Annotated in this window: 27 protein-coding genes and 1 tRNA gene; 16 read left to right on the top strand and 12 right to left on the bottom strand. The window is 33.7% G+C overall.

From position 1 onward, the window contains the following. The first annotated feature begins 4 nt into the window (after positions 1-4). Both PQ463_RS19820 and PQ463_RS19815 read left to right on the top strand, forming a co-directional pair. Positions 5-961: a geranylgeranylglycerol-phosphate geranylgeranyltransferase gene (locus PQ463_RS19820; protein WP_274255153.1), complete on the top strand. Its 957-nt coding sequence runs from the start codon at positions 5-7 to the stop codon at positions 959-961. A 189-nt stretch (positions 962-1150) separates the two neighbouring features. Then, on the top strand, positions 1151-2059 hold the full coding sequence (locus tag PQ463_RS19815) for a pseudouridine synthase (RefSeq protein WP_111426008.1): 909 nt from the start codon (positions 1151-1153) through the stop codon (positions 2057-2059). Positions 2060-2122: 63 nt separating this feature from the next. Here the strand turns inward: PQ463_RS19815 and PQ463_RS19810 are convergent, their stop codons facing one another. Then, on the bottom strand, positions 2123-2725 hold the full coding sequence (locus tag PQ463_RS19810) for a DUF937 domain-containing protein (RefSeq protein WP_008466405.1): 603 nt from the start codon (positions 2723-2725) through the stop codon (positions 2123-2125). Positions 2726-3009: 284 nt separating this feature from the next. Next, a complete protein-coding gene (locus PQ463_RS19805) occupies positions 3010-3510 on the bottom strand; it encodes a DUF456 domain-containing protein (protein WP_274255152.1) in 501 nt (166 codons plus the stop codon). Between the two features lie 198 nt (positions 3511-3708). Here PQ463_RS19805 and PQ463_RS19800 point away from each other — a divergent pair, with 198 nt between their 5' ends. Both PQ463_RS19800 and PQ463_RS19795 read left to right on the top strand, forming a co-directional pair. Further along, a complete protein-coding gene (locus PQ463_RS19800) occupies positions 3709-3939 on the top strand; it encodes a hypothetical protein (protein ID WP_274255151.1) in 231 nt (76 codons plus the stop codon). 35 nt (positions 3940-3974) lie between these two features. Next, positions 3975-4460, top strand: coding sequence for a hypothetical protein (locus PQ463_RS19795; RefSeq protein ID WP_274255150.1), 486 nt, complete (start codon positions 3975-3977; stop codon positions 4458-4460). Between the two features lie 104 nt (positions 4461-4564). On the opposite strand, the gene PQ463_RS19790 is transcribed toward PQ463_RS19795, so the two are convergent. Further along, complete coding sequence (locus PQ463_RS19790; RefSeq protein ID WP_274255149.1) at positions 4565-5668, bottom strand: glycosyltransferase family 2 protein; 1104 nt, start codon at positions 5666-5668, stop codon at positions 4565-4567. Beyond that, positions 5665-6609 (bottom strand): lysylphosphatidylglycerol synthase transmembrane domain-containing protein, encoded by a 945-nt coding sequence (locus PQ463_RS19785; protein ID WP_274255148.1) that lies wholly within the window; start codon positions 6607-6609, stop codon positions 5665-5667. The genes PQ463_RS19790 and PQ463_RS19785 overlap by 4 nt, the downstream gene beginning before the upstream one ends. 120 nt (positions 6610-6729) lie before the next feature. On the opposite strand from PQ463_RS19785, the gene ruvC reads away from it, so the two are divergent. The 8 genes from ruvC to PQ463_RS19745 all read left to right on the top strand — a co-directional run bounded on the left by ruvC (position 6730) and on the right by PQ463_RS19745 (position 11964). Then, positions 6730-7284, top strand: coding sequence for a crossover junction endodeoxyribonuclease RuvC (gene ruvC / locus PQ463_RS19780; protein WP_201998946.1), 555 nt, complete (start codon positions 6730-6732; stop codon positions 7282-7284). 107 nt (positions 7285-7391) lie between these two features. Then, positions 7392-7763: a four helix bundle protein gene (locus PQ463_RS19775; protein ID WP_274255146.1), complete on the top strand. Its 372-nt coding sequence runs from the start codon at positions 7392-7394 to the stop codon at positions 7761-7763. 121 nt (positions 7764-7884) lie between these two features. Beyond that, positions 7885-9030, top strand: coding sequence for a radical SAM family heme chaperone HemW (gene hemW / locus PQ463_RS19770; RefSeq protein ID WP_274255145.1), 1146 nt, complete (start codon positions 7885-7887; stop codon positions 9028-9030). Positions 9031-9116: 86 nt separating this feature from the next. After that, complete coding sequence (locus PQ463_RS19765) at positions 9117-9890, top strand: cyclase family protein (protein WP_274255144.1); 774 nt, start codon at positions 9117-9119, stop codon at positions 9888-9890. Positions 9891-10051: 161 nt separating this feature from the next. Beyond that, the gene (locus PQ463_RS19760) at positions 10052-10453 is read left to right on the top strand and encodes a GNAT family N-acetyltransferase (protein WP_274255143.1); all 402 of its coding nucleotides are present in this window, start codon (positions 10052-10054) and stop codon (positions 10451-10453) included. Beyond that, a complete protein-coding gene (locus tag PQ463_RS19755) occupies positions 10450-10800 on the top strand; it encodes a DUF4260 domain-containing protein (protein ID WP_274255142.1) in 351 nt (116 codons plus the stop codon). Before PQ463_RS19760 ends, PQ463_RS19755 begins: the two co-directional genes overlap by 4 nt. Positions 10801-10806: 6 nt before the next feature. Then, complete coding sequence (locus tag PQ463_RS19750; RefSeq protein WP_274255141.1) at positions 10807-11178, top strand: MmcQ/YjbR family DNA-binding protein; 372 nt, start codon at positions 10807-10809, stop codon at positions 11176-11178. A 72-nt stretch (positions 11179-11250) separates the two neighbouring features. After that, positions 11251-11964: a PH domain-containing protein gene (locus tag PQ463_RS19745; protein WP_274255140.1), complete on the top strand. Its 714-nt coding sequence runs from the start codon at positions 11251-11253 to the stop codon at positions 11962-11964. Positions 11965-12101: 137 nt separating this feature from the next. On the opposite strand, the gene PQ463_RS19740 is transcribed toward PQ463_RS19745, so the two are convergent. Further along, entirely contained in the window at positions 12102-13202 is a 1101-nt protein-coding gene (locus tag PQ463_RS19740) for a DUF4407 domain-containing protein (RefSeq protein ID WP_274255139.1), read from the bottom strand. Between the two features lie 236 nt (positions 13203-13438). Between PQ463_RS19740 and PQ463_RS19735 the strand changes: the two genes are divergently transcribed. Then, the gene (locus PQ463_RS19735; RefSeq protein ID WP_274255138.1) at positions 13439-16249 is read left to right on the top strand and encodes a TonB-dependent receptor; all 2811 of its coding nucleotides are present in this window, start codon (positions 13439-13441) and stop codon (positions 16247-16249) included. A 75-nt stretch (positions 16250-16324) separates the two neighbouring features. Next, positions 16325-17383 carry a phytase gene (locus PQ463_RS19730; protein WP_274255137.1) on the top strand — a complete coding sequence of 353 codons (1059 nt, stop codon included), beginning with the start codon at positions 16325-16327 and terminating at the stop codon, positions 17381-17383. Positions 17384-17507: 124 nt separating this feature from the next. Here PQ463_RS19730 and pckA read toward each other — a convergent pair whose 3' ends face one another. Next, the gene (gene pckA / locus PQ463_RS19725; RefSeq protein WP_274255136.1) at positions 17508-19112 is read right to left on the bottom strand and encodes a phosphoenolpyruvate carboxykinase (ATP); all 1605 of its coding nucleotides are present in this window, start codon (positions 19110-19112) and stop codon (positions 17508-17510) included. Between the two features lie 301 nt (positions 19113-19413). Further along, on the bottom strand, positions 19414-19800 hold the full coding sequence (locus tag PQ463_RS19720) for a DUF423 domain-containing protein (protein WP_274255135.1): 387 nt from the start codon (positions 19798-19800) through the stop codon (positions 19414-19416). Positions 19801-19987: 187 nt separating this feature from the next. Here PQ463_RS19720 and PQ463_RS19715 point away from each other — a divergent pair, with 187 nt between their 5' ends. Next, positions 19988-21352: a saccharopine dehydrogenase family protein gene (locus PQ463_RS19715; protein WP_274255134.1), complete on the top strand. Its 1365-nt coding sequence runs from the start codon at positions 19988-19990 to the stop codon at positions 21350-21352. Positions 21353-21536: 184 nt separating this feature from the next. Here PQ463_RS19715 and PQ463_RS19710 read toward each other — a convergent pair whose 3' ends face one another. The 5 genes from PQ463_RS19710 to PQ463_RS19690 all read right to left on the bottom strand — a co-directional run bounded on the left by PQ463_RS19710 (position 21537) and on the right by PQ463_RS19690 (position 26343). Continuing rightward, positions 21537-22760 (bottom strand): M56 family metallopeptidase, encoded by a 1224-nt coding sequence (locus PQ463_RS19710; protein ID WP_274255133.1) that lies wholly within the window; start codon positions 22758-22760, stop codon positions 21537-21539. Then, positions 22757-23131: a BlaI/MecI/CopY family transcriptional regulator gene (locus tag PQ463_RS19705; protein WP_274255132.1), complete on the bottom strand. Its 375-nt coding sequence runs from the start codon at positions 23129-23131 to the stop codon at positions 22757-22759. Before PQ463_RS19705 ends, PQ463_RS19710 begins: the two co-directional genes overlap by 4 nt. Continuing rightward, positions 23128-24090, bottom strand: a complete 963-nt coding sequence (locus tag PQ463_RS19700; RefSeq protein ID WP_274255131.1) for a DUF6624 domain-containing protein — start codon at positions 24088-24090, stop codon at positions 23128-23130. Before PQ463_RS19700 ends, PQ463_RS19705 begins: the two co-directional genes overlap by 4 nt. Positions 24091-24109: 19 nt before the next feature. Continuing rightward, entirely contained in the window at positions 24110-24538 is a 429-nt protein-coding gene (locus tag PQ463_RS19695; RefSeq protein ID WP_274255130.1) for a hypothetical protein, read from the bottom strand. A 416-nt stretch (positions 24539-24954) separates the two neighbouring features. Continuing rightward, positions 24955-26343 (bottom strand): dipeptidase, encoded by a 1389-nt coding sequence (locus PQ463_RS19690; protein ID WP_177211219.1) that lies wholly within the window; start codon positions 26341-26343, stop codon positions 24955-24957. A 110-nt stretch (positions 26344-26453) separates the two neighbouring features. On the opposite strand from PQ463_RS19690, the gene PQ463_RS19685 reads away from it, so the two are divergent. Then, positions 26454-26535 (top strand) — tRNA-Leu (locus tag PQ463_RS19685). Positions 26536-26575 lie beyond the last annotated feature (40 nt).

Below are 26575 nucleotides of genomic sequence, written 5' to 3'. Positions count from 1 at the left end.
ATCTATGTTAAGCAGACAACACAAACTTTTAGTAATGAAAATTGTTAGTCTGTTCTCTGTAGTTCGAGGTTACAATATTCCTATTATTATTTTAGCACAATATTTATCGGCAATTTTTATACTAGCTCCAGAAATTAGAGCACTGGATATCTTACTTGATTTTCATTTGTTTTTAATTGTCTTTGCTTCCGCTATTACAATTGCTTCGGGATATATCATCAATAATTTTTACGACAGTCAAAAGGATTTAATTAATCGTCCGAATAAATCAATGTTGGATCGTTTGGTCAGTCAGAAAACTAAATTGAATGTTTATTTCAGTTTGAATTTTCTTGCTGTTCTAATGGCTTTCATAGTTTCCTTGAGGGCTTTTTTATTCTTTTCTGGTTATGTTTTTATGATTTGGTTTTATTCGCATAAAATTAAAAAGTATCCAATTATTGGGAATTTAATGTCGGCATTGCTTGCTGTAACTCCATTTTTTGCCATTTTACTATACTTCTACAATAAAATTTCGTTTGAAGAACTTGAGAATCACATGAGTCATTTTGTGGTGATTTCTGCACATGCAGTTTTCTTATTTCTGCTTTTACTGATTCGCGAAATGATAAAAGATCTCGAAAACCTAAAAGGTGATTTAGTAACCGATTATAGAACAATTCCTGTTTTATATGGCGAAAAAATTTCTAAACAAATCATTACAGCTTTAACTTTTTTAACCATTGTGCCGGTTTATGTTTTGGTCAACATACACGATGTAGGCTATATGGATATCTATTTTTATGTATGTTTTGGTGTACTGCTTTTTTTCTTGATTTATTTATGGAAATCTGACTCTAAAGAGCAATACTTAAGACTTCATAATGTTCTTAAATTCTTGATTGTATCAGGCGTTTGCTGTATTGTTTTGATTAATCCGAGCGTCTTATGGCATGGTCGCGAATTGATTTCTAATTATTAAGTTTTTTTCTTCCACAGAGATCTACAAAGAATTTCACAAAGATTCGCAAAATCTTTTGTAAACAATCTATTTTAAAAAACCAATTGTATTGCTTCTGAACATCTTAAAATAAAGCGCTATTAATCTAAGAACATTGAACTTAAGATTTATTAGCAGGAAAAAACTATCTTTGCACAAATTAATGATTCTATGAACAACAAGGAAGGCAACAATAAAAGAGGCGGATCGAGACCAAACAGCTCACGATCAAACTCTAACAAGCCAAAACCTCCTATGGCTAAGCGCGCGCAAGGGCCTAAAAAAGTAAAACCTGAAGTTAAAGCTGCTCAGGAAGCTGCTGCTGAAAAATTTAGAAAACAAAATCAGCCGGCAAAGAGACAAAAAGCTTCAGATGAGATTCGTCTGAACAAATACATCTCTAATTCTGGTGTTTGTTCTCGTCGTGATGCCGACATTTATATTCAGTCTGGAAACGTAAAAGTGAACGGTACTGTAGTTACAGAAATGGGTTATTTGGTAAAACTGAATGATGTTGTAAACTTTGACGGCGTTACACTAACTCCCGAAAAGAAAGAATACATTTTATTAAACAAACCTAAAAACTTCACGACTGCCCTAGATGAAGGTCAAGAATATCGTAACGTTCTAGAACTTGTTCGTGGTGCTACAAATGCAAAAATTGCTGCTGTCGGAAGAATGGACAAGAATACAACCGGTTTGCTATTGTTTACAAACGACACTGATATGATTCGTAAATTTACATTGCCGAATCAGAAATCGTCTAAGATTTATCAGGTTTCTTTAGACAAAAACTTAAAATTTGAAGATTTAGAAAAAATCAGCAAAGGTCTTGTTCTTGACGGACACCGCGTTTTTGTTGAAGAAGTAAGCTATATTGATAACGAACCAAAAAGCGAAGTTGGTCTTAAGTTGCGTACTGCTAACGTAAAAGTGGTGCGTTCTATTTTTGAATCCTTCGAATATAATGTTTTAAGAATTGACCGTGTTTCATTTGCTGGATTGACCAAAAAGAATCTTCCTCGCGGAAACTGGCGCTTTTTGACCGACCAAGAAATTATCAATTTGAAAAACGTTTAAGCGTTTTTCAAATTTAAGCCATAATAAATCCTGTTTTCTTCTTGAAAATGGGATTTTTTATTTTTAAAAACTAAAGAAATTATGTCCGAAAAGGGTAAAAATAGATCTTCCGATAGATTGGTTTTTATCTTCTACTGTTTCGTAATTTGAAAAACCTAGGATGATTTTGATTCCGGGAGGAATGCTGTTTAAAATATCTCTTTTTTGATCTTCTAAAAGGAGTTTTAAACTTTCTATTAATTGAAGATTGTATCTTAAATAAGACATTACAAGTAATGCTGAAAAGTTAAGTATTTCTCTGGCTGTTTCGCTTTTAATGCCAACTTCATTAGAAACCATTTCTGAAATTCTGCCTTTTTTGTTAGAAAACAATTCTTTCAGTAAAACATTTCCTTCTAAACGGTAACAGTCATCGACTGATAAAATTCTGCCTGCATTAAAATCTACTTCTTGGTAAAAAGTGGAATCTTCTTGGATTAGTGAAACAATTTCAGAGTAAAAATCAGATTCTTCGGCTTTGTTGTAGAGTCCCATCAAAATTGTGCCGATCGAGACGTCTATTCCCTTGATTAAAAGTGCATCATTTTCAAAATAAAACTTGTTTAACTTGGAGACAACATTAGAAGAAATAAAGCGTCTAAGTTCAATTTGTAGGTTTGGGGTCATACTCATAACTTAAAAAATGATTATTTATACTTATTTAAAATAACCGATAAAGTGAGGCTTTTCATCGATTATCGTGATAAAAATATAAAATATTTTAACATTTCCAAAAATTAAGTTAAAAATTTAGGTAGTCGATTTTCAAGCATTTAGCCTTAAAAAATAGGAAAATGAGGAAATATAAAGCTTGGCGTAACTTATAAGATACAAAACTTATTTTTAAAATTTTAAGAGTTTTTTTCAAAAAATCAAAAATATAAGAAAAAGCTTAAGGTCAAAATTACCATTTAGAAAATAAGCTGTCTATTTTGCCATAGGATAGTCAAAAAAATACCGAGATAAATTACTGAAAAAAAGAAATTCACAAAACTCGAAGCTAAGAATCCAAGAACAGAACCCGTAGCTGCTTTTAGTGCACGTTTATGATTTTGAGAATCGTATAATAACTCGCCTACGAGCGCTCCGACAAACGGTCCAATGATAATTCCAAACGGAATAGGCGCTACAATCCCAACAATCAAACCAATGTTAGTTCCCCAGACTCCATAAGAGCTTCCTCCAAACTTCTTGGTTCCCTTAGATGGAATCACATAATCCAAAATTGTAATCAATACCATCAAAACAAAAGTGATTCCCAAAATCCAATAGTTGTTTTCTACTGCCTTGGTAAGATACAGCAATAAAATCCCTACCCAGCAGCTTGATAATCCTGGCAAAACAGGAAGAAAACTCCCAAAAACACCTACGATTACACATATAAAACCAACTAATGTTAAAAATAAATCCATAATGTTTTGTAAATTTGCACTTACAATTTAAGCAATTTTAATAATATGCGAACTCTTGTAAAAATAATTATCCTGTCTTTTTTTGTGTCTTTTATTAGCGAAAACACATTAGCTCAATCTAAGAAACTTTCTTTAGATGACCAAATATTAAGAGATAGTCTATATAGCGTTAATAAGAAAAAAATCTTAAATTTCTCAATGAAGGACTTTGATAAGCTGTTTTTTGAGTTTTTCAACAAAAAGACTAATCCTGATATACTTTTAACCAAAACTGAATTCTATAATTACACCGTTCAAATAGCCGCTTTTTCAGATAGACTTGTCAAATTATATCCTGATCAGAAGGAAGTTGCAGAAAAAAACAAAGAAACTTGGCTGTCTGAAAACTATGAAGATTATTTAGAATACAAAGCATCCCAAAAAAAATAATCCGTATTTTTGTTCATTCATTCAATTTTAAAACTTTGAGGCAGTTTTTCCCTTTTTTTATATGTATTCTTTTTAATTCTTGTCAATATTTTGAGAAGCAGGTTCCGTCTGAAAAAGAGTTACTTCAAAAAGAGCTAAAATCAATTAATTGGAAAGAAGTTGACGAATATCCTTCTGTTCCTAATTGCGATAAAATTGCCGATAAAAAACTGCGTCAGCAATGTTTTTTTGAGGTCATGTCAAGTCTTATACAAGAAAAACTAAACGTTGATACTCTTTCTATATTATATCCAGAATTGGATACTATTGAGGTGAAAGTAACTGTTTTTCCAAATTCAACCATGAAATTTGAACCTCAGTTTCCAAAAGACTCTGTGGCTTATGACACTATAAAAATTGACAGTATTCTGCATGCCCGTCTAGTCGATTTCCCGAAAGTAAATCCTGCCATAAAGCGTGGAATTCCAGTAAAAACACAATTTATTCTGCCTGTTATTATAAAAACAAAAGACGAGAAATAATTTTTACACCATATAAGTGATATAAGTTCATTTAAAATTGGGATACGCAGCATGTGTCTCAACACTAGAAATTTATTTAACTTAAATCTCTTATATAGATTAATTTATTTTGCAAAGCGTCGATCTTTCCATTCATAGGAACCAAACAAACTATAAAGGGCAATTGTCGAACTAAAAAACGGATACAGCAAACTACTCAACAAAAGGCTTTTTATTCTGGTTTTAGTCAAAAACTGATTTGTTATTGAGAGCAAAACATAATCAATTACAAACTTAGAAAAAGCAAAAAGCACAAAAATGGGATAAGACCAAATTCCAAAAATCATAAAGAAAAAACCAATTACAAAACTCAAATTCCCAGAGAAAACAATCAGTCCTAAAAACTTGCCAAAAGTACTTTTATACGAACTCGTTTTGGCTGCCCAACGCACTCTTTGATAAAAAAGAGCTTTCCAATTTTCAGTTGGTTTTGTAACTACAATTGCTTCTTGAGCTTTTAAATAACAAACTTCATCAGGAAATTTCTCAATTGCTTTCTGCAGTAAAAAAACATCATCTCCGCTGGCAATTTTATCGTTTCCATCAAAGCCCTTTAAGCTTTCAAACAATGATTTCGTGTATGCAAAATTGGCTCCGTTGCACATAAATCCTTTATTCAAACCAAAACTTCCAATGGTTGCACCTTGCAAACTCGTTAAATCCAATTGCTGAAAATGATCTAAAAATGAGTTTTCACATTGATACGTTACAGCACCCGCTAGCATTGAAACTTTATTCTGCTGAATATAATTGTCAAAAGTCAGAAGCCAGTTTTCAGAAACAATACAATCAGCATCGGTTGTAATAACCCAATTGGTTTTTACATGCTGCATTGCCGTTGTAATCGCGTCTTTTTTGGGAGAACTGGAAATTCTAATGTTGTCAATTATTGAAACTCGAAACCTGAAACTTGAAACCTGAAACTTTTCAATTGAAGCATCATCAACCAAAATCACTTCAAATAAATCTGTTGGATAATTTAATTTTGAAAAACTCTCTAAAAGCTTTGGCAGGTTTTCTTCTTCATTCCGAAACGGAACAACAATTGTAAAACTTGTTTGTGGTTTTAAATCTGTTTTCTGATATTGTTGAACTTTGAAAAAACCATAAATCAGCAAAGAAATGCTCACCATATAAATTGCCAATATGCTGAATAATAAAAAAATCATTCTACTCTCTTCGTTTTAAAATTGAGCACAAAATAACTTCCTAAAACAACTGGCAAAACGACATTTAAAAACCACATTAAAGTGCTGATGAAGATTACAATCCATTCGTTCACGCCAAGAATTCCGAAGAAATATATTGCTACACTTCCTTTTACAGCAAAGTCTAAAAACTGAAAAGTTGGCAAAGACGAAGCCAAAAAGTAAACCGACGTTATCGCAGCCATTAAGGTTAAGTAAGGCAAATCGACATCAAAACCTAAAAACAAAAAGTAATATTGATGCGAGAAAACCAGATAACGGCAAATTCCTAAAAAGATATTTTTCTGATGAACAGATTTCGGAATTTCATTGATTTTATGAATCAATTTTTCTATCGAATATCCTTTTACTTTTATCTTTTTAATGGAGAATAATAGAATTAAAATTAGTGCAAATCCGCCAAAAAGAATCAGAACCGTTTTGGTTGTAATTACATTGAATTCAGCATTAAAATATAATAATCCGAAAATTCCAAAAATGATAGTCAAAATCATTTGGATTCCGTTGCAGATTAAGTTTAAGAAAACAACTCTTTTAGCTTCTGATTTAGGGTAATACAACGCTTTTCCAGCGTACTCTCCTACCCCGTTTGGTGTAAAAATTCCAGCGGTTAAAGCTGCTAAAACTTGTTTTGTAGATTCGTAAACCGAGATTTTATGAATAACCTGCGCAAGATTCTGCCATTTTAGAATCTCAAAATAACGATTCAAAACACTCAAAAGCAAGATAAACGAAATCCCTAAAACTGATTGGTTTTTCTTGAACAAAACAATAAACTTCTGCCAGTCCAATTTATCATTGTTAGCCAACTGATTATAAATAAAATAAAATGCACCGCCAACAATTAAAAGTTTGGCCAGAAGAACTAGGAATTGCTTAGCTTTGTGTGGAATTGAAATCATGCCGCAAAAGTAAAGCTATTTCACAAAGATTCACGAAGAAATCACAAAGATACACGGAGAAAATAAAAACTTTGTGAATCTCTGTGCCAACTTAGCGAAACTTTGTGTAACCAACTAAGAATGACACAAGAACGCATCATATTAGGTATTGACCCCGGAACCACAATTATGGGTTTCGGATTGATTAAAGTAATCAATAAAAAAATGGAATTTCTGCAATTGAACGAATTGCAGCTTTCCAAATACGACAATCATTACCAAAAACTAAGAATCATTTTCGAGCGAACGATCGAATTAATCGAAACGCATTGTCCAGACGAAATCGCTATTGAAGCTCCTTTCTTTGGCAAAAACGTGCAATCTATGCTGAAGTTAGGTCGTGCGCAAGGCGTTGCAATGGCGGCAGGACTTTCAAGAGGGATTCCGATTACGGAATACGAGCCTAAAAAGATAAAAATGGCGATTACCGGAAACGGCAATGCCAGCAAAGAACAAGTTGCCAAAATGCTTCAACAGCTTTTAGGTTTAAAAGAATTACCAAAAAATCTCGATTCAACAGATGGTTTGGCAGCTGCAGTTTGTCATCATTTTAATTCCGGAAAAGTCATTGCTGGAAAGAGTTATTCGGGCTGGGACGCTTTTGTGAAACAAAACGAGGATCGAGTTAAGAAGTAGTGTTCAGTGTTCAGTTTTTAGTGATCAGTTAATTCAGATTTTGCCAAAAACAATCTTGTTTTAAGATAATTTTCTTACAAATATTTCGTTGTGATTAAAAAAATATAATGAGATTTCAAGATTTATTAGCTTACAAAAAATCTTTTTCTTTAGCAATGAAGATATTTAATATTACAAAACAGTTTCCTAAAGAAGAAACTTATTCATTAACCGATCAAATTAGACGCTCATCCAGAAGTGTTACTGTAACTATTGCAGAAGCTTATAGAAAACGTATCTATCCAAAACATTTTTACAGCAAATTAACCGATTCTGATGGTGAAAATTCTGAAACACAAACTTGGCTGGAATTTGCTTTTGCTTGTAAATATATTTCAAATGAAACTTATGGTGAACTTTTATCCGAAAGTATTGAAATAGGTAAATTATTAAACTATATGCTTTTAAACCCAGAGAAGTTTGGAGTCAGAAAAGAGTGATCAGTGTTCAGTTTTTTAGTGATCAGTTTGTAATTGGTAAAAAACTGATCACTAAAAAACTGAACACTGACTGATCACTAAAATCTGAACACTAATATTCTGAACACTGAACACTAAAAAAATGAGCGGTATCTACATCCATATTCCTTTTTGCAAACAGGCTTGCCACTATTGCGATTTTCATTTTTCGACTTCGATGAAAAAGAAAGATGAAATGGTTTTGGCATTAGCTAAAGAGATTGGCATGCGTAAACCCTTCGACTCCGCTCAGGGTGACAATATCATAGAAACCATATATTTTGGCGGCGGAACTCCTTCGGTTTTATCAAATGACGAAATCAATTTTTTAATTTCTGAAGTTTATAAAAACTATAAAGTTGTCGAAAATCCTGAAATTACGCTTGAAGCCAATCCTGATGATTTGTCTGCCGAAAGAATTTTAGAATTATCCAAAAGTCCAATAAACCGTTTAAGCATCGGAATTCAGTCTTTTTATGAAGACGATTTGAAAATGATGAATCGTGCTCATAATTCGGCTGAAGCAAAAAAATGTTTGGAAGAAGCAACCAAATATTTTGATAATATTTCGCTTGATTTAATTTACGGAATTCCAGGAATGAGTGACGAAATGTGGAAACAGAATATTCAGACTGCTTTAGATTTCGGCATTCCGCATATTTCAAGTTATGCTTTGACGGTTGAACCGAAAACAGCTTTGAGCAAATTAATTCAAACCGGAAAAATCGCTGAACCTCAGGATGAAGTAGCATCCAATCATTTTATGATTTTGGTTGAAATGCTTCAGAAAAATGGTTTTATTCATTACGAATTATCCAATTTTGGAAAAGAGAATTATTTTTCTAAAAACAACTCGGCATATTGGCTAGGCAAAAAATATATCGGAATTGGTCCTTCCGCACATAGTTACGACGGCGAAAAGAGAGGTTGGAATATTGCCAATAATTCTTTGTATTTAAAAGCAATTCAAAACGATGAGCTTCCTATTGAAACCGAAATCTTAACTATTTCAGATCGTTATAATGAATATATTATGACGGGTTTACGAACCATTTGGGGAGTTTCTTTAGACAGAATTGAAAAGGAATTCGGATCAGAATATTTGAATTATTTACTGGAACAATCTCAAAAATTCTTAAACGATGATTTGCTTTCAATTAAAAACAATATTCTTAAACCAACTCCAAAAGGAAAATTTTTAACCGATGGAATTGCTTCAGATTTATTTTATTTAAATTTGGAAGACTAAAAATTGGACGCTGATAAAACGGATGCAGCAACGCTGATTAATCCGTTTAAATCCGCGTTAGTATATCCGTAAAATCCGTGTTCCAAATGATTGCAATTCTCGACAATAAATATCAAATCGACTTGTCTAAACCTATCGACATCTCTATTCCTTTAACCAATACAGATCAAAACCCAATTGCTTGGTATATTGAAAAACCAGTTATTGAACCAGTAGTTTTTGGCGACTGGATTGGAAAAGTTTCAGAAGGAAAATCATCTACGAATTTCAATAATATCTTCTTCAATCCGCATGGGCATGGAACGCACACAGAATGTTTGGGACATATCACAAATGATTTTTATAGCATTAATCAGTCGCTGAAACAGTTTTTCTTTACAGCTAAATTGATCACGGTTGAACCTGAAAAAATTGATGACGATTATGTGATTACGCAAGAATTAATTGAAAAAGCGTTGGGCGCTTCGACTCCGCTCAGCGTGACAAAATTGGAAGCGATAATAATTCGAACGCTTCCAAATCAGAAGGAAAAGAAATCAAGAAAATACTCTAATACAAATCCGCCGTATTTGTCTGAAGAGGCTGCGATTTTCATCCGCGAAAGCGAAATTCAACATTTACTAATTGATCTTCCAAGTGTTGATAAAGAACATGATGAAGGAAAATTATTGGCTCATAAAGCTTTTTGGAATGTAAAAGACACTGTAAATCTAAATTCTGACGCAAGATTAAATGCGACAATTACAGAAATGATTTATGTTTCAGACGAAATTGAAGACGGGGATTATATACTAAATCTTCAAATCGCTTCGTTTGAAAATGATGCAAGTCCATCAAAACCAATTTTATATAAAATTTAAAAGTTTGCCACTAATTACACGAATTTTCACGAATTAATTTTTTGCCACAGATTAAAGGATTAAAATGATTAAATCTGTGAAAATCAATTAATCTGTAGTAAAATCTTAAAAAGAAATTTGTGAGAATTTGTGTAATTTGTGGCTAAAAAAAACAAAAAATAATGGTAGCCATCTCTACAGATAAAACTAAACTCGATGTTCCGTTTATACAGAACTTTTTAAAAGACATATATTGGGCGGCGGGACGAACTATTGAAGAAGTACAACGCACGATTGATGCTTCTGTTTGTTTCGGAATTTATCTAGATGATAAACAAATTGGTTTTGCCAGAGTAATAACTGATTACGTCGTTTTTGCCTATTTAATGGATGTTTTTATTGATGAAAAACATCGCGGAAAAGGCTATTCATCGATTTTAATTGATGCCATGATGAATGAGCCTCAATTACAAGAAGTAAAAATCTGGCGATTGGCAACCACTGACGCACACTTTTTATATGAGAAATTCGGATTTACAAAACTGAATCATCCCGAAAAGATGATGGAAAAAATAGTAAAATGAAAACAGTCTTAAAACTAGAAGAAGCGGCATTATTTATTCTCGGAATTTTTCTTTTTAACCGTTTAAGTTATGAATGGTGGTGGTTTTTGGTTTTAATTCTGACTCCAGATTTATCGATGATTGGATATGTTTTTGGAAACAAAATTGGAGCATTCTTTTATAATGTCTTTCATCACAAAGGGATTGCACTTTTAATTTATGCGGTCGGATTTTATTTAAGTATTGAAATTGTGCAATTAGCGGGAATTATTTTATTTTCACATTCGGCAATGGATCGCATTTTTGGTTACGGTCTTAAATATGAAAAAGGTTTTAAATACACACATTTAGGTGAAATTGGTAAATAAACAATTATGAATTTAGAAACGTTTTACGAATATTGTCTGTCGAAAAAAGGAGTAAGTGAACATTTTCCTTTTGATGAAAACACTTTGGTTTTTAAAGTAGGCGGAAAAATGTTTGCTCTGTCTTCGCTTTCTCAATGGGAAAAAAACGAACAGTCTGTCAATTTAAAATGTGATCCAGACCGCGCACAGGAGCTTAGAGCCGAATATGACGAAATTCAACCCGGTTATCATATGAGCAAAGTACACTGGAATACGATCGCTTTAAACGGAAATCTTCCAGACAAATTCGTCAAAGAATTGATAGACCATTCGTATGAATTGGTTTTCAAAAGTTTGACAAAGAAAATTCAGAATGAAATTATCGAATTAAAAAATTAGGCATTACATTTGCAGGGTAAGATCAAAACTTAAAAACCCGAATCAGTTTGCAAATTAGCATTTTATAGCATCATGAAAGAACAATTTAAAAAATTTCTAAACGAAGAACAAGATCCAAAAGCGATCGAAAAAATCACTTCGAAACTCTCAGATTTATTGATGAAAGGCGAAGAAGTTGGATACATCGCAGTGCAAAAAAAACCTGCAATAACTGTTTTTCCTGATAGTATCGTATTAACAAATAAACGTATCATTATCTGCAAGCCTAAAAATCTAGGTCTTTCTATGGATTTTACAGATTATACTTGGGATGATATTGCAAGTACTTTTGTAAAAGAAAACATTTTGGGTTCTGAATTTTCATTTGGAACAAAAACAGATTTAGCTGTTTCTATTGATTATATTCCAAAAATTCAGGCTAGAAAAATTTATACTTACACTAAAGAACAATTGGATTTATTGAAAAATCCTGTTCAGACTGCAACACCAGTTCAAGAAACTGCTGAACCAATTTTTGAAGAAGAAGCAGAGGAAGAAATTGAGGAAGTAGAAACAGAAGAAGTAACGAGCTTTGCAGAGATTTTACCTGCAGCGCCAGCCGTTACAGAAACTTATGAACCGCTTCCGACTCAACCAGCTCAACCAACAGGAGAACGCAAATTAAGCGATTTATCTAAAGAAGAACTGTTCGATAAATTACAGAACTACAAAAAACTTCTTGACAATGGTTTAATCATGCAAGGAGAATATGACGCTTATAAAAAAGAGATTTTAAGTTACATGTAATTTTTAAAGTACAAAGTTCTGAGTACAAAGTACAAAGATTTTTGACGTTGTCTAAAATAAAAAAGCCCGAAATAGAATCTCTATTTCGGGCTTTGCATTTAAACTTTGTACTTAGAAACTTTGCACTTTGTACTTATTTACAAAGTCGCCTTCTGTTTTTCTACAAATTTATGTGATTGCAGCTCCAGCAACTCTTTAGCATTTTTTCGCTGTAAATCGAATAAACCTTTATCTTCTGCAATGTCAGCGTAAACTTTATCGTGCATTTCGGCACTTGTTTTCACCAATAGATCGCGTTGGTATTTATTTTGAGCCAAAGTCGCTTTCATTGCCGTTTCGGCTTCTTCTTGTTTGAAATCGAATTCTCCTTTTGGCGCTAATAATTTGGCAATAATAGGTGAAGTTTCAATAGCTAAAAACAACAGCATAATAAAAAATGACGGTAGCCAAGGCAGTTTGTTCAATGCATTAATACGCGCCATTAGTCCGTCGAAACCTTCAATGATTGGCTGGGTTTGCGAAACTTTTTTATCTAAATCAGCTTGAAGTTGTACGCCTGCTTTTTCTTTTTCGGCAATTTTAGCTTCGTTTGTTTTTTTCAGCGTTTCGAATTCTTTTAAAGCTGCATCGTGCTTTTCTCGTTTTTCTTTATAAACTGGACCTTTTCCTAGTTTTTTAGTTCCTGCAGTTCCTTCTGCTTCGGTAATATAAACCGAATACAAATCGTTTACTTCTTTTTCTTTCTTTACAATATCAGCTTTTAAAGCGGCAATCTCAGCTTTATTTTTATCTAAGTCTGTTTTGAAATACGTTCCAATTTGCTTTTTATTAGCCAATTCCATTTCGTTTTTCTCTTTCAGCAAAACGGTATTGATTTCTTTTTCGAAGATTTTAATTTCCAAAGGTTTCGAAATTACAATAGCAATAATAATGGCCAATGCAATACGCGGAGTTGCTTGCAGAAATTCGTCTAAGAAACGATCTCTTTTTTTAATCGTAGAAACAATAAATCGGTCAAGATTAAAAATCAATAAACTCCAGACAAAACCAAAAATTAAAGCCGGATAAATAGAATCGAAAACGGTAAAAAGTGCATAAGCACTGGCCAAGAAAGCCATAACTGCTGTAAAGAATACCGTAGCACCAATACCAACATATTTGGTCTGTTCGCCTTCTGAGCAGTCTTTCAAGAGGTCTCTATCGACTCCTGAACATAGGATAAAAAATTGTTTTAACATGATTGATGATTTTTGATTAAGATGATATGGCAAATTTAAAGCCAAATTTTCAAATACAGTCAAAATATCAATTTCTTTTTAGTTGTGAATCAAACGTTTGAATTTTAAATGTTAGTTAAACATTAATAATTATAAGCAATAACTGACGAATCATAACACTATGTTAATTTTTTTTCAAGGCTTTAGTAATACTTGGGTCTTAGTTTCGCAACCGAAAATCAAACTAAACACACACAATGAAAAAATTTTATCTATTAACCGCATTCTTTTTATTCGCCTTTACAGGTTTTGCACAGAAGGCCATTATCTCTGGAAAGATATTGGATGCTGATGACAAACTGCCTCTTCCTGGAGCTATGGTTCAAATTGTAGGCGAGAAAAAATACACCGTTTCTGACTATAACGGTCGTTTCGAATTATTAAATATTAATGAAGGAGCTTATAAAGTTGAAGTAAAATATATTGGATATACTACTTTAACACAAGAAATAAAAGTAGAACAAGGAAAAAACAACGTAATTGATTTTTCTCTTAAAGCTTCTGAAAATGAGCTGAAAGAAGTTGTCGTTGGAGATATCTTAAAAGGTCAAGCCAAAGCACTGAATCAGCAGAAAAACAATAAAAATATCGGAAACGTAATTTCTTCTGATCAAATGGGACGTTTTCCAGATGCTAACGTGGGAGATGCTTTAAAACGTGTTCCTGGTATCACCATGCAAAATGATCAAGGTGAAGCGCGTAACATTATCATTAGAGGTTTGGCGCCATCTTTAAACTCTGTTACTTTAAATGGTGATAGAATTCCATCTGCAGAAGGAGACAACAGAAACGTACAAATGGACTTGATTCCGTCTGATATGATTTCTACAATCGAAGTAAACAAAACGCTTACTTCTGACATGGATGCTGATGCAATTGGTGGTTCTGTAAACTTAATTACAAGAGCAACGCCAAACGGAGAGAGAATCTCTGCAACTCTTGCTGGAGGATATCTGCCAATTCGTGACCATGCTTCTTATACGGCTGGTTTCGTTTATGGTAATCGTTTTATTGACAACAAATTAGGAGTAGTTTTTAGCGGATCTTACAACAATGTAGATTACGGTTCTGACAACATCGAAAATGAATGGGTAAAAGATGATTTTGGAAATGAATATTTACAAGCATCTGAAATTAGAAAATACGATGTACAGCGTATTCGCCGAAGCGCATCTGTTGCTTTAGATTACAAATTCAATGACAACAATACCATTTTTGCAAATGCAATCTACAATTGGAGAGATGACAGAGAAAACCGTTTTAGAACTACTTACGATGATATTGAGCCACTTTATAATGGGGAAGAAATTGTAGGTTTTGAAGGTCGCGTAAAACGTCAGACAAAAGGTGGTTTAGACAACAACCGAAATAAAAACAGAAGATTAGAAGATCAAAGAGTTCAAAACTACTCTATTCGTGGAGAACACTTAATCAACTCTACATTAGATTTAGACTGGTCTGCGAACTATGCAAAAGCAAGAGAATACCGTCCGGGTGAGCGTTATATCGAATACCGTCAGAAAGGTTTAGAAATGTTCGAAGATTTATCAGACATTAGATTTCCTTTAATTACAACAGTTGGTGAGTCAGTTGACAAATTTAAATTTGACTCTGTTACTGAAAACACAGACGAAACAAGCGAAAGCGAATTTGGAGCCAAAGTAAACATCCGTTTTCCATTTTCTGTTATTGCTGGAGAAAAAGGTAGATTGAGAACAGGTCTTAGACTTCGTTTGAAAGAAAAAGAAAGAAACAATATGTTCTATTCTTATGAGCCAATTAATGATGATATGGAATTATTATCGCAAGTTCCAACAAGCTATTTTGACGGAAAAGATTTTAATCCAGGAAGCAAATATGTGCCAGGAACCTTTGCTTCTGCAGCTTTCTTAGGAAGTTTAGACTTAAACAATCCTGCTTTATTTGATAAAGAAGCAGATCCAGCAGAATATTTAGCTGTAAACTATAATGCCAAAGAAAGAATTACTGCTGCTTATGTAAGATGGGATCAGGATTTTAATGATAAACTTTCTATGGTTTTAGGTTTCCGTTTAGAGAATACTCATATTGACTATACAGGAAACCGTGTATTAGACGAGGAAGAATTAGAAAGCAAAATCAACAACACCAACTCTTACACTAATTTATTGCCAAGTATTTCGCTACAATACAATGCAACAAAAGATCTAGTTTTAAGAGCTGCCGTTACAACAGCTTTGGCAAGGCCAAACTATTATGCTTTGGCTCCTTATGTAAATAACATTGCTGCAGACAAAGAAATTACGGCTGGAAATCCAGATCTTAAAGCTACTTATTCATACAACTATGACTTCATGGCTGAGAACTATTTCAAATCTGTTGGTTTAATTTCTGGAGGTGTTTTCTACAAAAGATTAAACGATTTCATTTACAACTACAGTGACAACCAATATACTGATACGAAATTTGCTGCAGATTTCCCTAATCAGGCAAACCCAATTCCAGCGGGAGAAAACTGGTCATTTTTACAATCAAGAAACGGAGAAAATGTTGATGTTTATGGATTTGAGGTTGCTTTTCAGCGTCAGTTAGATTTCTTGCCTGGTAAGTTCTTAAAAGGTTTTGGTATCTATTTAAACTATACTTACACAAAATCTAAAGCCAGCGGAATTGCTGATGAAGATGGAAACGAAAGAAATGACATCAGCCTTCCAGGAACAACGCCTCACATGTTTAACGGGTCTTTATCTTGGGAAAACAAACGTTTTTCTGCTAGAATCTCAACCAACTTTACTTCTGATTATTTAGATGAATTAGGTTCTGAATCTTACAAAGACAGTTACTATGACAAGCAATTTTTCTTAGATGCCAATGCTTCTTATAAAATCACAAAACAATTGCGTGTTTTTGCCGAAGCTAATAACTTAACAAATCAGCCGTTACGCTATTACCAAGGAGTTGCTGCACATACAAAACAAGCTGAATATTACCAGCCACGTTACAATCTCGGATTGAAACTAGACTTGTAATCTGCACTTTTTTAAAATTCTTAAATTAGACAGAGTTTAGCGCTCTGTCTAATTGCATTAAAATATATAATACAAATGAAAAATAGATCTTTAGTTGCTTTTTTACTTTTAAGCTTAGCCTTTACAGCTTGTAAAGATGATAAACTAGCGCCAATTCAGCCAAATGCCGTAAAACCAACAGCAGTTACAGAAGCTTTGCCTCACGATACTGACGATCCTTCAATCTGGATTAATCCAACTGATGCTTCAAAAAGCATTATTATCGGGACAGATAAAGATACAGATGGAGGTTTATATGCTTTTGATTTGAATGGAAAAATCCTTAAAAAATCAATTCCGTTAAAACGCCCAAACAATGTTGATATCGCTTACGGATTGATTATTGACGGAAAAAAAGTAGATGTTGCCGTAACAACTGAACGTGAAGAAAACAAAATCAGGATTTTCAGTTTACCTGATTTAGAACCAATTGATAACGGCGGAATTCCAGTTTTTGATGGAGAAGCACAACGCGATCCAATGGGAGTTTCATTATACACTCGTCCTAGCGACGGAAAGATTTTTGCTATTGTGGGAAGAAAAACTGGCTCTTCTGGAAGTTATTTATGGCAATATGAACTTTCTGGAAACGGAAAATTTGCTGCAGCAAAAGTCATTCGCAAATTCGGAACGTACAGCGGTAAAAAAGAAATTGAAGCGATTGCAGTGGATAACGAATTAGGCTTTGTTTACTATTGCGATGAACAGGCTGGAATAAGAAAATACAAAGCTGATCCAGCTTTAAATGATAATAAAGAATTGGCTTTCTTTGGTCAGAAAGATTTCAAAGCAGACCACGAAGGAATCGCGATTTACAAAAAAACAGACTCGACAGGGTATATTTTAGTATCCAACCAACAAGCAAATTCTTTTATGGTTTATCCTAGAGAAGGTGCAAACGGAAATCCGAACAATCATCCTTTATTGGCAGAAGTTCCAACTTCGACAATTGAATGTGACGGTGCAGATGTTACAAGTGTAAACTTAGGTCCAAAATATAAAAACGGACTTTTTGTAGCGATGAGCAACGGAATGACTTTCCATTATTACGCTTGGGATTTAATCCAGAAACGTATAGACGAAGCTAAAAAATAAAATTTCAAGGTTTTCAGTCGCAGTCCCGTGTTCAGTGTCTATTTTTTTTACTGCGATTGGAAACCAACTAAAAAAAGCTGTTCATTTCTGAACAGCTTTTTTATTTTGAATTAAATAATTCCTTTTATTCTGTAATTGGTGCACCTGCTAAGATTTCAGCATTTGCAAACTCTTCAAATTTGGCGAAATTAGCTTTGAATTTATGTGCTAATTCCAACGCTTTTTTATCGTATAAATCTTTGTCTTCCCAAGTATTTCTAGGATTTAAAATTTCCACTGGAACGTTTGGACAATCTTGAGGAATTTCAATTCCAAATACTTCATGATTTTTGAACTCTACATCATTCAATTCTCCTTTTAACGCAGCAGTAATCATAGCACGAGTATATTTAAGCTTCATACGGCTTCCTGTACCGTAAGCACCGCCAGTCCATCCTGTATTGATTAACCAAACTTTTACTCCTGCATCTTTCATTTTTTTGCTCAACATTTCAGCGTAACGCGTTGGGTGCAAAGGCATAAATGGAGCTCCAAAACAAGCAGAGAAATTAGGCTGTGGCTCTGTTACACCAGCTTCTGTTCCAGCAACTTTTGCTGTATATCCAGAGATAAAGTGGTAAGCCGCCTGACCTGGAGTCAATCTTGAGATTGGAGGCAAGATTCCGAAAGAATCAGCCGTTAAGAAAAATATATTTTTAGGATTGTGTCCAATCAAACCTGGCTGAACATTATCAATATGAGTAATTGGGTAACTTACACGAGTGTTTTGAGTAATAGAAACATCGTCAAAATCAACTACGTTTGTTCCTGCTTTGAAAACCACATTTTCTAAAAGCGCTCCTTTTTTGATCGCTCTAAAAATGTCTGGTTCATTTTCTTCTGTTAAATTAATAACTTTTGCGTAGCATCCGCCTTCAAAATTGAAAACAGTGTTTTCGTTTGTCCAGCCGTGCTCATCGTCTCCAATTAATTTACGCTCTGGATCTGCAGATAAAGTTGTTTTTCCTGTACCAGACAATCCAAAGAAGATTGCTGTATCTCCTGCTTCACCAACATTAGCGCTGCAGTGCATTGGAAGTGTATTTTTGAAAACTGGAAGAATAAAGTTTAATGCAGAGAAAATTCCTTTTTTCATTTCTCCTGTATAACCTGTTCCTCCGATTAATGCAATTTTTTTAGTAAAATCTAAAATAGCAAAATTAGACTGGCGTGTTCCATCTACAGCAGGATCTGCCATAAAACTTGGAGCGCAAACTACGGTCCATTCTGGAGTAAAATTAGCCAATTCTGAATCTTCTGGACGTAAGAACATATTGTAGCAAAACAAGTTTGACCAAGCTGTTTCTGTTACAACACGAACATTCAATCTATAATTTGGATCAGAGCACACATAAGAATCACGAACAAAAACTTCTTTGTTTGATAAAAATGCTGTTACCTTATTATAAAGCTTTTCAAAAGCTTGAGGCTCAAATGGGATATTTACATTTCCCCACCAAACTTGATCCTTAGTGATATCATCTTTTACGATAAAACGGTCTTGTGGAGAACGACCTGTAAATTCACCTGTATTAATTGCTAATGCTCCAGTCGAATTCTCAACACCTTGACCAGACTGCAAAGTAATCGCATGTAATTCATCTGCAGATAGTTGATAACGAACTTTTGCATTTTCAATTCCTAACTCTTTTAACGAAATCGATTGCGCGAAAACTGTATTACTGTCCATAAATTTTTAAGTTGTGTGTGATTTTTTGTTTAATGCAAAATTACAGATTAATTTTTATTTCTTTTAAAATAATTAAATTTCACTTCGATTTATATCAAAAAAGAAAAATTTCACTTTTAAAATTACAAAAAGAAAAAAATAATCGCTCTTAATTTGTTTATTTACAACCCTATATGCGAATTTGTTATATTATTTTTGTTTGATAACAGAAAATACAAAAAAGTCACACAAATAAAGTTATATGTTATTTATGTGACAAAATTAAAGATTAATTCTTAGACAGAATTTTTTTTTCGGGATTTTATGATTTTCTCTTCAAAATCGTAAAGAATAATAGCGTCCAGGCGATAATTAATAAGAAACCACCCAAAGGTGTTGCGAATACTATAATTTTAGATTCGAACAAAGTGTAGTCTTTTGTTGCCAATAAATAGATTGAACCGCTGAAAAGCAAAACGCCTGCAACTACTAAATTATAGATGGCTTTCAAGGTTTTTTCTGCAATGTCTTTTTGGGTAGATAGAAAAAGAAGAAAAAGAGCATGATACATTTGGTAACGAACACCAACTTCAAAAGTATTTAATTGATCAACCGAAAGATATTTTTTCAATAAATGAGCGCCAAAAGCACCCAAAATAATAGCTAGCATACCAATAAAAGCTCCAGTTAGAATGATTCTTCTTTTCATAATATATCTCTTTTGAAATTTCACACAAAAATACTTCAAACGAACTGAAAAACCGCCTTTGTTTCTGGATTATTTAGAACAAAATCAAATTATTTTTCGGGTTTTGCGAAAAAAATAATTTAATTTTCTTTAATTTGAATTGTTATATTTATAACATTTAAATATATTTGTGTTAAATATTTAAGACATGAGAAACATTTTAATATTTGGAGCAGGAAGATCTGCATCTTCTTTGATTCGATATTTACTATCAAAATCTAATGAAGAAAAGCTACATTTAACAGTAGCCGATCTTTCATTGAATCTTGCGAAAGCAAAAACACAAGATCATCCTAATGCCACTCCGATTGCCTTAGATATTTTTAATTCTGATGAAAGAAAAAAAGCTATTGCAAATGCGTCAATAGTAATTTCTATGCTTCCTGCACATCTTCACATTGAGATTGCAAAAGATTGTCTTGAATTCAAAAAACATCTTGTTACTGCATCCTATATTAGTGATGCCATGCAAGCTTTAAACGAAGAAGCCATTCAAAACAATCTGATTTTTATGAACGAAATTGGTCTTGATCCAGGAATTGATCATATGAGTGCCATGAAAGTCATTGACGAAATCAGATCGAAAGGTGGCAAAATGCTTTTGTTTGAATCTTTCTGTGGTGGACTTGTAGCTCCTGAATCTGATAATAATTTATGGAACTACAAATTTACTTGGGCGCCAAGAAATGTAGTTTTGGCGGGGCAAGGCGGTGCCGCCAAATTTATTCAAGAAGGAACTTATAAATACATTCCGTACAGCGCTTTGTTTAGAAGAACGGAATTTCTAGAAGTAGAAGGCTACGGAAAATTTGAAGCTTATTCTAACCGTGACTCTCTTAAATACAGATCTGTTTACGGTTTAGATGATGTTCTTACTTTATATAGAGGTACAATTAGAAGAGTGGGTTATTCTCGCGCTTGGAATATGTTTGTACAGCTCGGGATGACTGATGATAGCTATGTTTTAGAGGGGTCAGAAAATATGAGTTATCGTCAGTTCATCAATTCTTTCCTTCCGTATCATCCAACAGATTCTGTTGAAATCAAAACCCGATTGATCTTAAAAATCGATCAGGACGATATTATGTGGGATAAACTTTTGGAACTGGATTTATTTAACCCAAACAAAAAAGTAAATCTGCCAAATGCTACTCCAGCGCAAATTTTAGAGAAGATATTATCTGAAAGCTGGGCTCTTGAGCCAGATGACAAAGATATGATCGTGATGTATCATAAATTTGGTTACGAACTAAATGGCAAAAAAAAACAAATCGATTCGAAAATGGTTTGTATTGGCGAAGACCAGACTTATACTGCAATGGCAAAAACAGTCGGACTTCCGGTTGCGATTGCGACTTTATTAATCTTAAACGGAAAAATCACAACTCCAGGTGTTCAGCTTCCTATTAAAAAGGAAGTTTACGAACCAATTTTGAAGGAGTTAGAAGAATATGGGGTCATTTTTAACGAACAAAATGTACCTTATTTTGGATACAACCCAGACTTGTTCTAGTCTTGGTCTGCATGTTTATTTTAGAATTTTTTTTTAATTAGTTTTTAATTTTATCCGCTTCTCCCATCAAGAAGCGGATTTTTTTTCTTTTAAGGGACAAAGGTTCAGAGGAACAAAGCAACAAAGATTTTATACTTTGCGCAAAAAAACCTTTGTCACTTTGCTCCTTTGTTACTCCCAGCCTCTATTTCTCACTCTGAAGCGTAATCGGTAAACTGTACATCACTCGAACAGCTTGACCATTTTCGGTTGCAGGAATCCATTTTGGCGAAAGTTTCAAAACGCGAATTGCTTCTTCAGCAGTGCCATATCCTAAATCTTTTACGACTTTAAAATCCGACAGGCTCCCATCTTTTTCGACCATAAATTCAATAAGAAATTTGCCTTGTATTTTTTGTTTCGAAAATTCTTCTGACATTCTAAAATTTTGCCCAACAAACATATAAAACTTTTCTATCCCACCGGGAAATTGTGGTTTTCCCACATTAGCACCAACATAATTAATACCTTTATTATTCTGATTTCTCAAATTAGCACCGGTTTGTGCAACTGCTTCAGAATTAAAAGCAATTAACAATAAAAAACAAACAGCAGCCACAGAACTTATCTTCAAAATCATCGCAATTGGTGATATTTCTTTAGTCATCATTAGCAAACGTTTCTTAGTTATTAAATAATTAATATTGCTCGCCAAATCGACAGTCTTTTTGTTTGATGCAAATTGCAACAATAAGTTCTGATAGCTTTTTACTTCTCCAAATTGCTTATTTACAGCCTCATCGGCCAAAAACTCGTGATTAAGTTTAATCGCTTTTCTAAAAAGAGAAATAAAAGGATTAAACCAAAACACAGTCTGTACCGTAGCAACAAAAAGAATATCCAACGTATGTCTTTGTTCTAAATGCGCTTTTTCGTGCACAATTAATTCTGATGGAACTCTCCCCGTTTCAAACTCTGTTTTATTTACAAAAATGGCATTCCAAAAAGAATGTGGCAAAACAGCATCATCGGTTAAAATTACTTTTACTCCGTTTACAGAAAGAGCTTCTTTACTTCTTAATTTTTGAAAAAATGAAAGCACATTTAAAATCAATCGAAATCCCAACACTATGGCAACAATTACATAAACTCGCTTCAAAATGGCAAAAACGTATTCTAAAATGTAGTTTTCATTTATAGGCGCACGGCTTGTTCTAATCTCTATTCCTTCCAATTGAATTGCGTTTAATCCGCTCTCAAATAAAGGCTTGAATGTAAAAAGCTGCAACGGAATTATAAAACTAAAAATCAAACTTCCGAGAAGATACGCACGATTAAAACGAAACATTCTTTCGTTTTCTAACAATAATTTATACACCGCATAAAAAACAGCAAGTAGCAAACCCGATTTTAAAAGATACGTTATCATTTTTTCTTTTTTTGAATTTCTGAATCGATTATTTTTTTAAGATCTTCTAGTTCTGAAGCCGACAAATTGGTCTCGGTCGTAAAAAACGAAGCAAACTGTGAAGCCGAATTATTAAAGAAATTACTAATTAGCCCTTTTACATGTTTTGCAAAATAGTCTGTTTTCTTTACCAGCGGATAATATTCTCGAGAATTTCCAAATTCGTTATACGCCACAAACTTCTTATCGATCATCCTTTTCAGTAAAGTTGCAACCGTTGTTGTTGCCGGTTTTGGTTCCGGATACGCTTCGAGCAAATCTTTCATAAAAGCCTTTTCAAGCTTCCATAAATGCTCCATTAACTGTTCTTCTGCATTTGATAATGGTATCATGGTTTTGTGTTTTCAAGTTTTTCTGTTTCAGCCAATTCCTTTTTATATTCCTCCAAATTCCAGTCAATGTTTAGTTTTACTGCATAGTCCGCCATTGTGCCAAGTCCGACTTCCGCACGCCTTTTATCAACATTATCTGGATCTATCATTGGTGCAATACAAATTTTACCAGTCTTTTTATTCTTTGAACTCTGACTGCCATAAATTTGTTTTTTTCCTTCTCTCAAAGCCACTCTATCTTCTAAATACGCTAGATTTCCTGGATTGGCATTTCCATTTTTAACCGCTTCTCTCATCATAGGCAGATATTTTTGCTGATATTCTAAATCGGCATGTTGAATTACTAGAAACAAAGTCTGATTTCCCTGAGAGCCTACAACATTTTTTCCTAACCAACCTCTTTCGTCCAGAATTTTCATAACCTTAATGAGGTTAATGCTGTCCTTCTCCCCCATTATTTTACCAATGCTGTCAATTTTCTTTTTATCAGGCTTAGCAGCTCTATAAACGTTCATAAACTCTCCACGAATTTCCTGATCTTCGGTATAAATCTCTGCAAGTTGCTTTTCCAGCACCTTATCATAATTTGCTCCAATAACATCTAATTTCTTTTGCAGCTTATCAATTGTTTTATTCCATTCTTTTTCTGAATGTAAAGGCTTTAAATCGTTATCAATTTTAATATGCGCCATATTTTCGTATCCGTTATCTATAGAAAGATTCAGCCATTTAAATGCTTTTTTATGCTGCCTTGCCATAGAAGCAGAACAGCCTGCATTATATAAATCTCGATTGTCTTTTTTTTCTATTTTAAAAGCTTTTTCATAATATGAAACAGACAATTTGTAGTTTTTTGCCGTGTAACAAGAATCTGCTTTATGAATCCATTCTTTATAAGTTTGAGCTTGCAAGAAAAGGCAGTTCAATACAATAAAAGAAAGCGTGATTATTCTTTTCATGGTTTAAAGATTAGCTTGTTTATTTAATATTTTGTTCCGAAATCAATTCTCCTTTATCGTAATTCTTGATTCCTTTTAATTTTCCTTTGTCCGAATAAAACTTCCATTCTCCAAAATAAAACCAATGCGACTGAACCGAATCAGTCTCAAATTTAGTTTTTCCTTTCGATTCCAGTTTTCCGTTTTCGTAATAACTTTTCACGACACAGATTCCGTTTTTGTATTTTTCTGTTTTGTAGATTTTTCCGTTAATATATGATTTCCACTTTTTAACCGGAAGATCATTTTTATAATATTCATACGATTTATAATTTGTACCATCTTGCGAATAACTATCAATCCAAACACCTTCTTTTTTCTTGTCAATTTTCTGATTGATCGGTTTGCTTTTACAGCTCAAAAGCATTGAACCTAAAAGAAATAATAAAAAGATGTTTTTCAAATTCATATTGCTCTACAATTATAGATTCGTTTCTACAAATGTAGAGTTAAATTTCAAACGAACAAGTTTTTTCTTATTTTTTCTCACACTCTTTGCGTTTATTTTTTTCAACCGCAAAGTGCGCAAGGATTTTTTAAACTTAGACCTATAAACGCAAAGTTCGCAAAGCTTTATGATGAAGCTTTGCGAACTTTTATAAATCTTACTTAAAAAATCTTAGTGAACTTTGCGTAAACCTTTGCGTTCTTTGCGGTTAAAAAAAACTTAACCGCAAAGAGCGCAAGGATTTTATTTAAGGCTACGCTTATAAACGCAAAGTTCGCAAAGCTTTATCTATATAGCTTTTGCGAACTTTTATAAAATCTTACTTAAAAAATCTTAGTGAACTTTGCGTAAACCTTTGCGTTCTTTGCGTTAAAAAACTACTTAGAAAGCTCCACAAAATACTTGTAAAACAACGGAATAGTCTCAATACCTTTCAAGTAATTAAAGATTCCGAAATGTTCATTTGGCGAGTGAATAGCATCACTATCCAAACCAAATCCCATTAAAATAGTTTTACTTTTTAATTCTTTTTCAAACAAAGCCACAATCGGAATACTTCCTCCAGAACGAACCGGAATTGCAGGAACTCCAAACGTTTCTGTATACGCTTTGTTTGCTGCCTGATAGCCAATACTATCAATTGGCGTTACATAACCTTGACCACCGTGGTGAGGCGTTACTTTTACCGTAACTCCAGCTGGAGCAAGACTTGTAAAATGTTTTGTAAAAAGTTCTGTAATCTCTTCCCATTCCTGATTTGGGACCAAACGCATCGAGATTTTAGCGAAAGCTTTACTCGCAATAACCGTTTTAGCACCTTCGCCAGTATAACCGCCCCAGATTCCGTTTACGTCTAAAGTCGGACGGATTGAGTTGCGCTCGTTGGTTACATAACCTTTTTCACCATAAACATCAGCAATGTTTAAAGCATTTTTATATTTTTCTAAGCTGAAAGGCGCTTTTGCCATTTCTGCTCTTTCTTCTGCAGATAATTCTTCTACTTTATCGTAGAAACCTGGAATTGTAATATGATTGTTTTCGTCGTGAAGCGAAGCAATCATTTTTGCCAAAATATTAATTGGATTCGCCACAGCTCCACCGTATAAACCTGAATGCAAATCGCGGTTTGGACCTGTAACTTCTACCTCAACATAACTTAAACCTCTTAAACCTGTCGTGATAGATGGCTGTTGATTAGAAATCATTCCTGTATCTGAAATCAAGATTACGTCGTTTTTCAGTTTTTCCTGATTGCGTTCTACGAACCAAGCCAAACTTGCCGAACCAACTTCTTCTTCACCTTCGATCATGAATTTTACGTTACAAGGCAACGTATTGCTTTGTACCATTAATTCAAGCGCTTTTACGTGCATGTACATCTGACCTTTGTCGTCACAAGCTCCACGTGCGAAGATTGCTCCTTCTGGGTGAATATCTGTAGTTTTAATAACCGGTTCAAAAGGTGGTGAAGTCCATAATTCTAATGGATCTGGCGGTTGTACGTCGTAGTGGCCGTAAACTAAAACCGTTGGAAGATTTGGATCTATAATTTTCTCTCCGTAGATAATTGGGTAACCTGGAGTGTCGCAAGTTTCGACATAATCGCATCCTGCTTTTGATAAACTTTCTTTTACAGCCTCTGCTGTGTCAATAACATCTTGAGAATATGCAGTGTCGGCAGAAACCGACGGAATCTTTAATAATTCGATCAATTCGTTGATAAACCGATCTTTATGTTGTTGAACGTAGGACTTAATATTTTCCATTTAAATTATTTTTATAGAAACCCAAAAGTACAAAAAAGAGAATTAAAAAAAATTTTCAAAAAATGCTTTGATAATTCAAAAGTATGCCTATCTTTGCACCCACAATTACCGCGGATATGGCGAAATTGGTAGACGTGCCAGACTTAGGATCTGGTGCCGCAAGGCGTGTAGGTTCGAGTCCTATTATCCGCACTTTTAAAAAGCTTCTGAAGATTTTTCAGAAGCTTTTTTG

Source organism: Flavobacterium sp. KACC 22763, assembly GCF_028736155.1.
Taxonomy (GTDB): Bacteria; Bacteroidota; Bacteroidia; order Flavobacteriales; family Flavobacteriaceae; genus Flavobacterium.
Note: the sequence above shows the minus strand (reverse complement) of the source record. Positions and strands in the feature narration are given on the sequence as shown.

Excerpts from the sequence above, each read along its gene's own strand:
- PQ463_RS19820 (WP_274255153.1), top strand. The coding sequence starts at position 5 with ATGTTAAGCAGACAACACAAACTTTTAGTAATGAAAATTGTTAGTCTG.
- PQ463_RS19815 (WP_111426008.1), top strand. The coding sequence starts at position 1,151 with ATGAACAACAAGGAAGGCAACAATAAAAGAGGCGGATCGAGACCAAAC.
- PQ463_RS19810 (WP_008466405.1), bottom strand. The coding sequence starts at position 2,725 with ATGACCCCAAACCTACAAATTGAACTTAGACGCTTTATTTCTTCTAAT.
- PQ463_RS19805 (WP_274255152.1), bottom strand. The coding sequence starts at position 3,510 with ATGGATTTATTTTTAACATTAGTTGGTTTTATATGTGTAATCGTAGGT.
- PQ463_RS19800 (WP_274255151.1), top strand. The coding sequence starts at position 3,709 with ATGAAGGACTTTGATAAGCTGTTTTTTGAGTTTTTCAACAAAAAGACT.
- PQ463_RS19790 (WP_274255149.1), bottom strand. The coding sequence starts at position 5,668 with ATGATTTTTTTATTATTCAGCATATTGGCAATTTATATGGTGAGCATT.
- PQ463_RS19785 (WP_274255148.1), bottom strand. The coding sequence starts at position 6,609 with ATGATTTCAATTCCACACAAAGCTAAGCAATTCCTAGTTCTTCTGGCC.
- ruvC (WP_201998946.1), top strand. The coding sequence starts at position 6,730 with ATGACACAAGAACGCATCATATTAGGTATTGACCCCGGAACCACAATT.
- PQ463_RS19775 (WP_274255146.1), top strand. The coding sequence starts at position 7,392 with ATGAGATTTCAAGATTTATTAGCTTACAAAAAATCTTTTTCTTTAGCA.
- hemW (WP_274255145.1), top strand. The coding sequence starts at position 7,885 with ATGAGCGGTATCTACATCCATATTCCTTTTTGCAAACAGGCTTGCCAC.
- PQ463_RS19765 (WP_274255144.1), top strand. The coding sequence starts at position 9,117 with ATGATTGCAATTCTCGACAATAAATATCAAATCGACTTGTCTAAACCT.
- PQ463_RS19760 (WP_274255143.1), top strand. The coding sequence starts at position 10,052 with ATGGTAGCCATCTCTACAGATAAAACTAAACTCGATGTTCCGTTTATA.
- PQ463_RS19755 (WP_274255142.1), top strand. The coding sequence starts at position 10,450 with ATGAAAACAGTCTTAAAACTAGAAGAAGCGGCATTATTTATTCTCGGA.
- PQ463_RS19750 (WP_274255141.1), top strand. The coding sequence starts at position 10,807 with ATGAATTTAGAAACGTTTTACGAATATTGTCTGTCGAAAAAAGGAGTA.
- PQ463_RS19745 (WP_274255140.1), top strand. The coding sequence starts at position 11,251 with ATGAAAGAACAATTTAAAAAATTTCTAAACGAAGAACAAGATCCAAAA.
- PQ463_RS19740 (WP_274255139.1), bottom strand. The coding sequence starts at position 13,202 with ATGTTAAAACAATTTTTTATCCTATGTTCAGGAGTCGATAGAGACCTC.
- PQ463_RS19735 (WP_274255138.1), top strand. The coding sequence starts at position 13,439 with ATGAAAAAATTTTATCTATTAACCGCATTCTTTTTATTCGCCTTTACA.
- PQ463_RS19730 (WP_274255137.1), top strand. The coding sequence starts at position 16,325 with ATGAAAAATAGATCTTTAGTTGCTTTTTTACTTTTAAGCTTAGCCTTT.
- pckA (WP_274255136.1), bottom strand. The coding sequence starts at position 19,112 with ATGGACAGTAATACAGTTTTCGCGCAATCGATTTCGTTAAAAGAGTTA.
- PQ463_RS19720 (WP_274255135.1), bottom strand. The coding sequence starts at position 19,800 with ATGAAAAGAAGAATCATTCTAACTGGAGCTTTTATTGGTATGCTAGCT.
- PQ463_RS19715 (WP_274255134.1), top strand. The coding sequence starts at position 19,988 with ATGAGAAACATTTTAATATTTGGAGCAGGAAGATCTGCATCTTCTTTG.
- PQ463_RS19710 (WP_274255133.1), bottom strand. The coding sequence starts at position 22,760 with ATGATAACGTATCTTTTAAAATCGGGTTTGCTACTTGCTGTTTTTTAT.
- PQ463_RS19705 (WP_274255132.1), bottom strand. The coding sequence starts at position 23,131 with ATGATACCATTATCAAATGCAGAAGAACAGTTAATGGAGCATTTATGG.
- PQ463_RS19700 (WP_274255131.1), bottom strand. The coding sequence starts at position 24,090 with ATGAAAAGAATAATCACGCTTTCTTTTATTGTATTGAACTGCCTTTTC.
- PQ463_RS19695 (WP_274255130.1), bottom strand. The coding sequence starts at position 24,538 with ATGAATTTGAAAAACATCTTTTTATTATTTCTTTTAGGTTCAATGCTT.
- PQ463_RS19690 (WP_177211219.1), bottom strand. The coding sequence starts at position 26,343 with ATGGAAAATATTAAGTCCTACGTTCAACAACATAAAGATCGGTTTATC.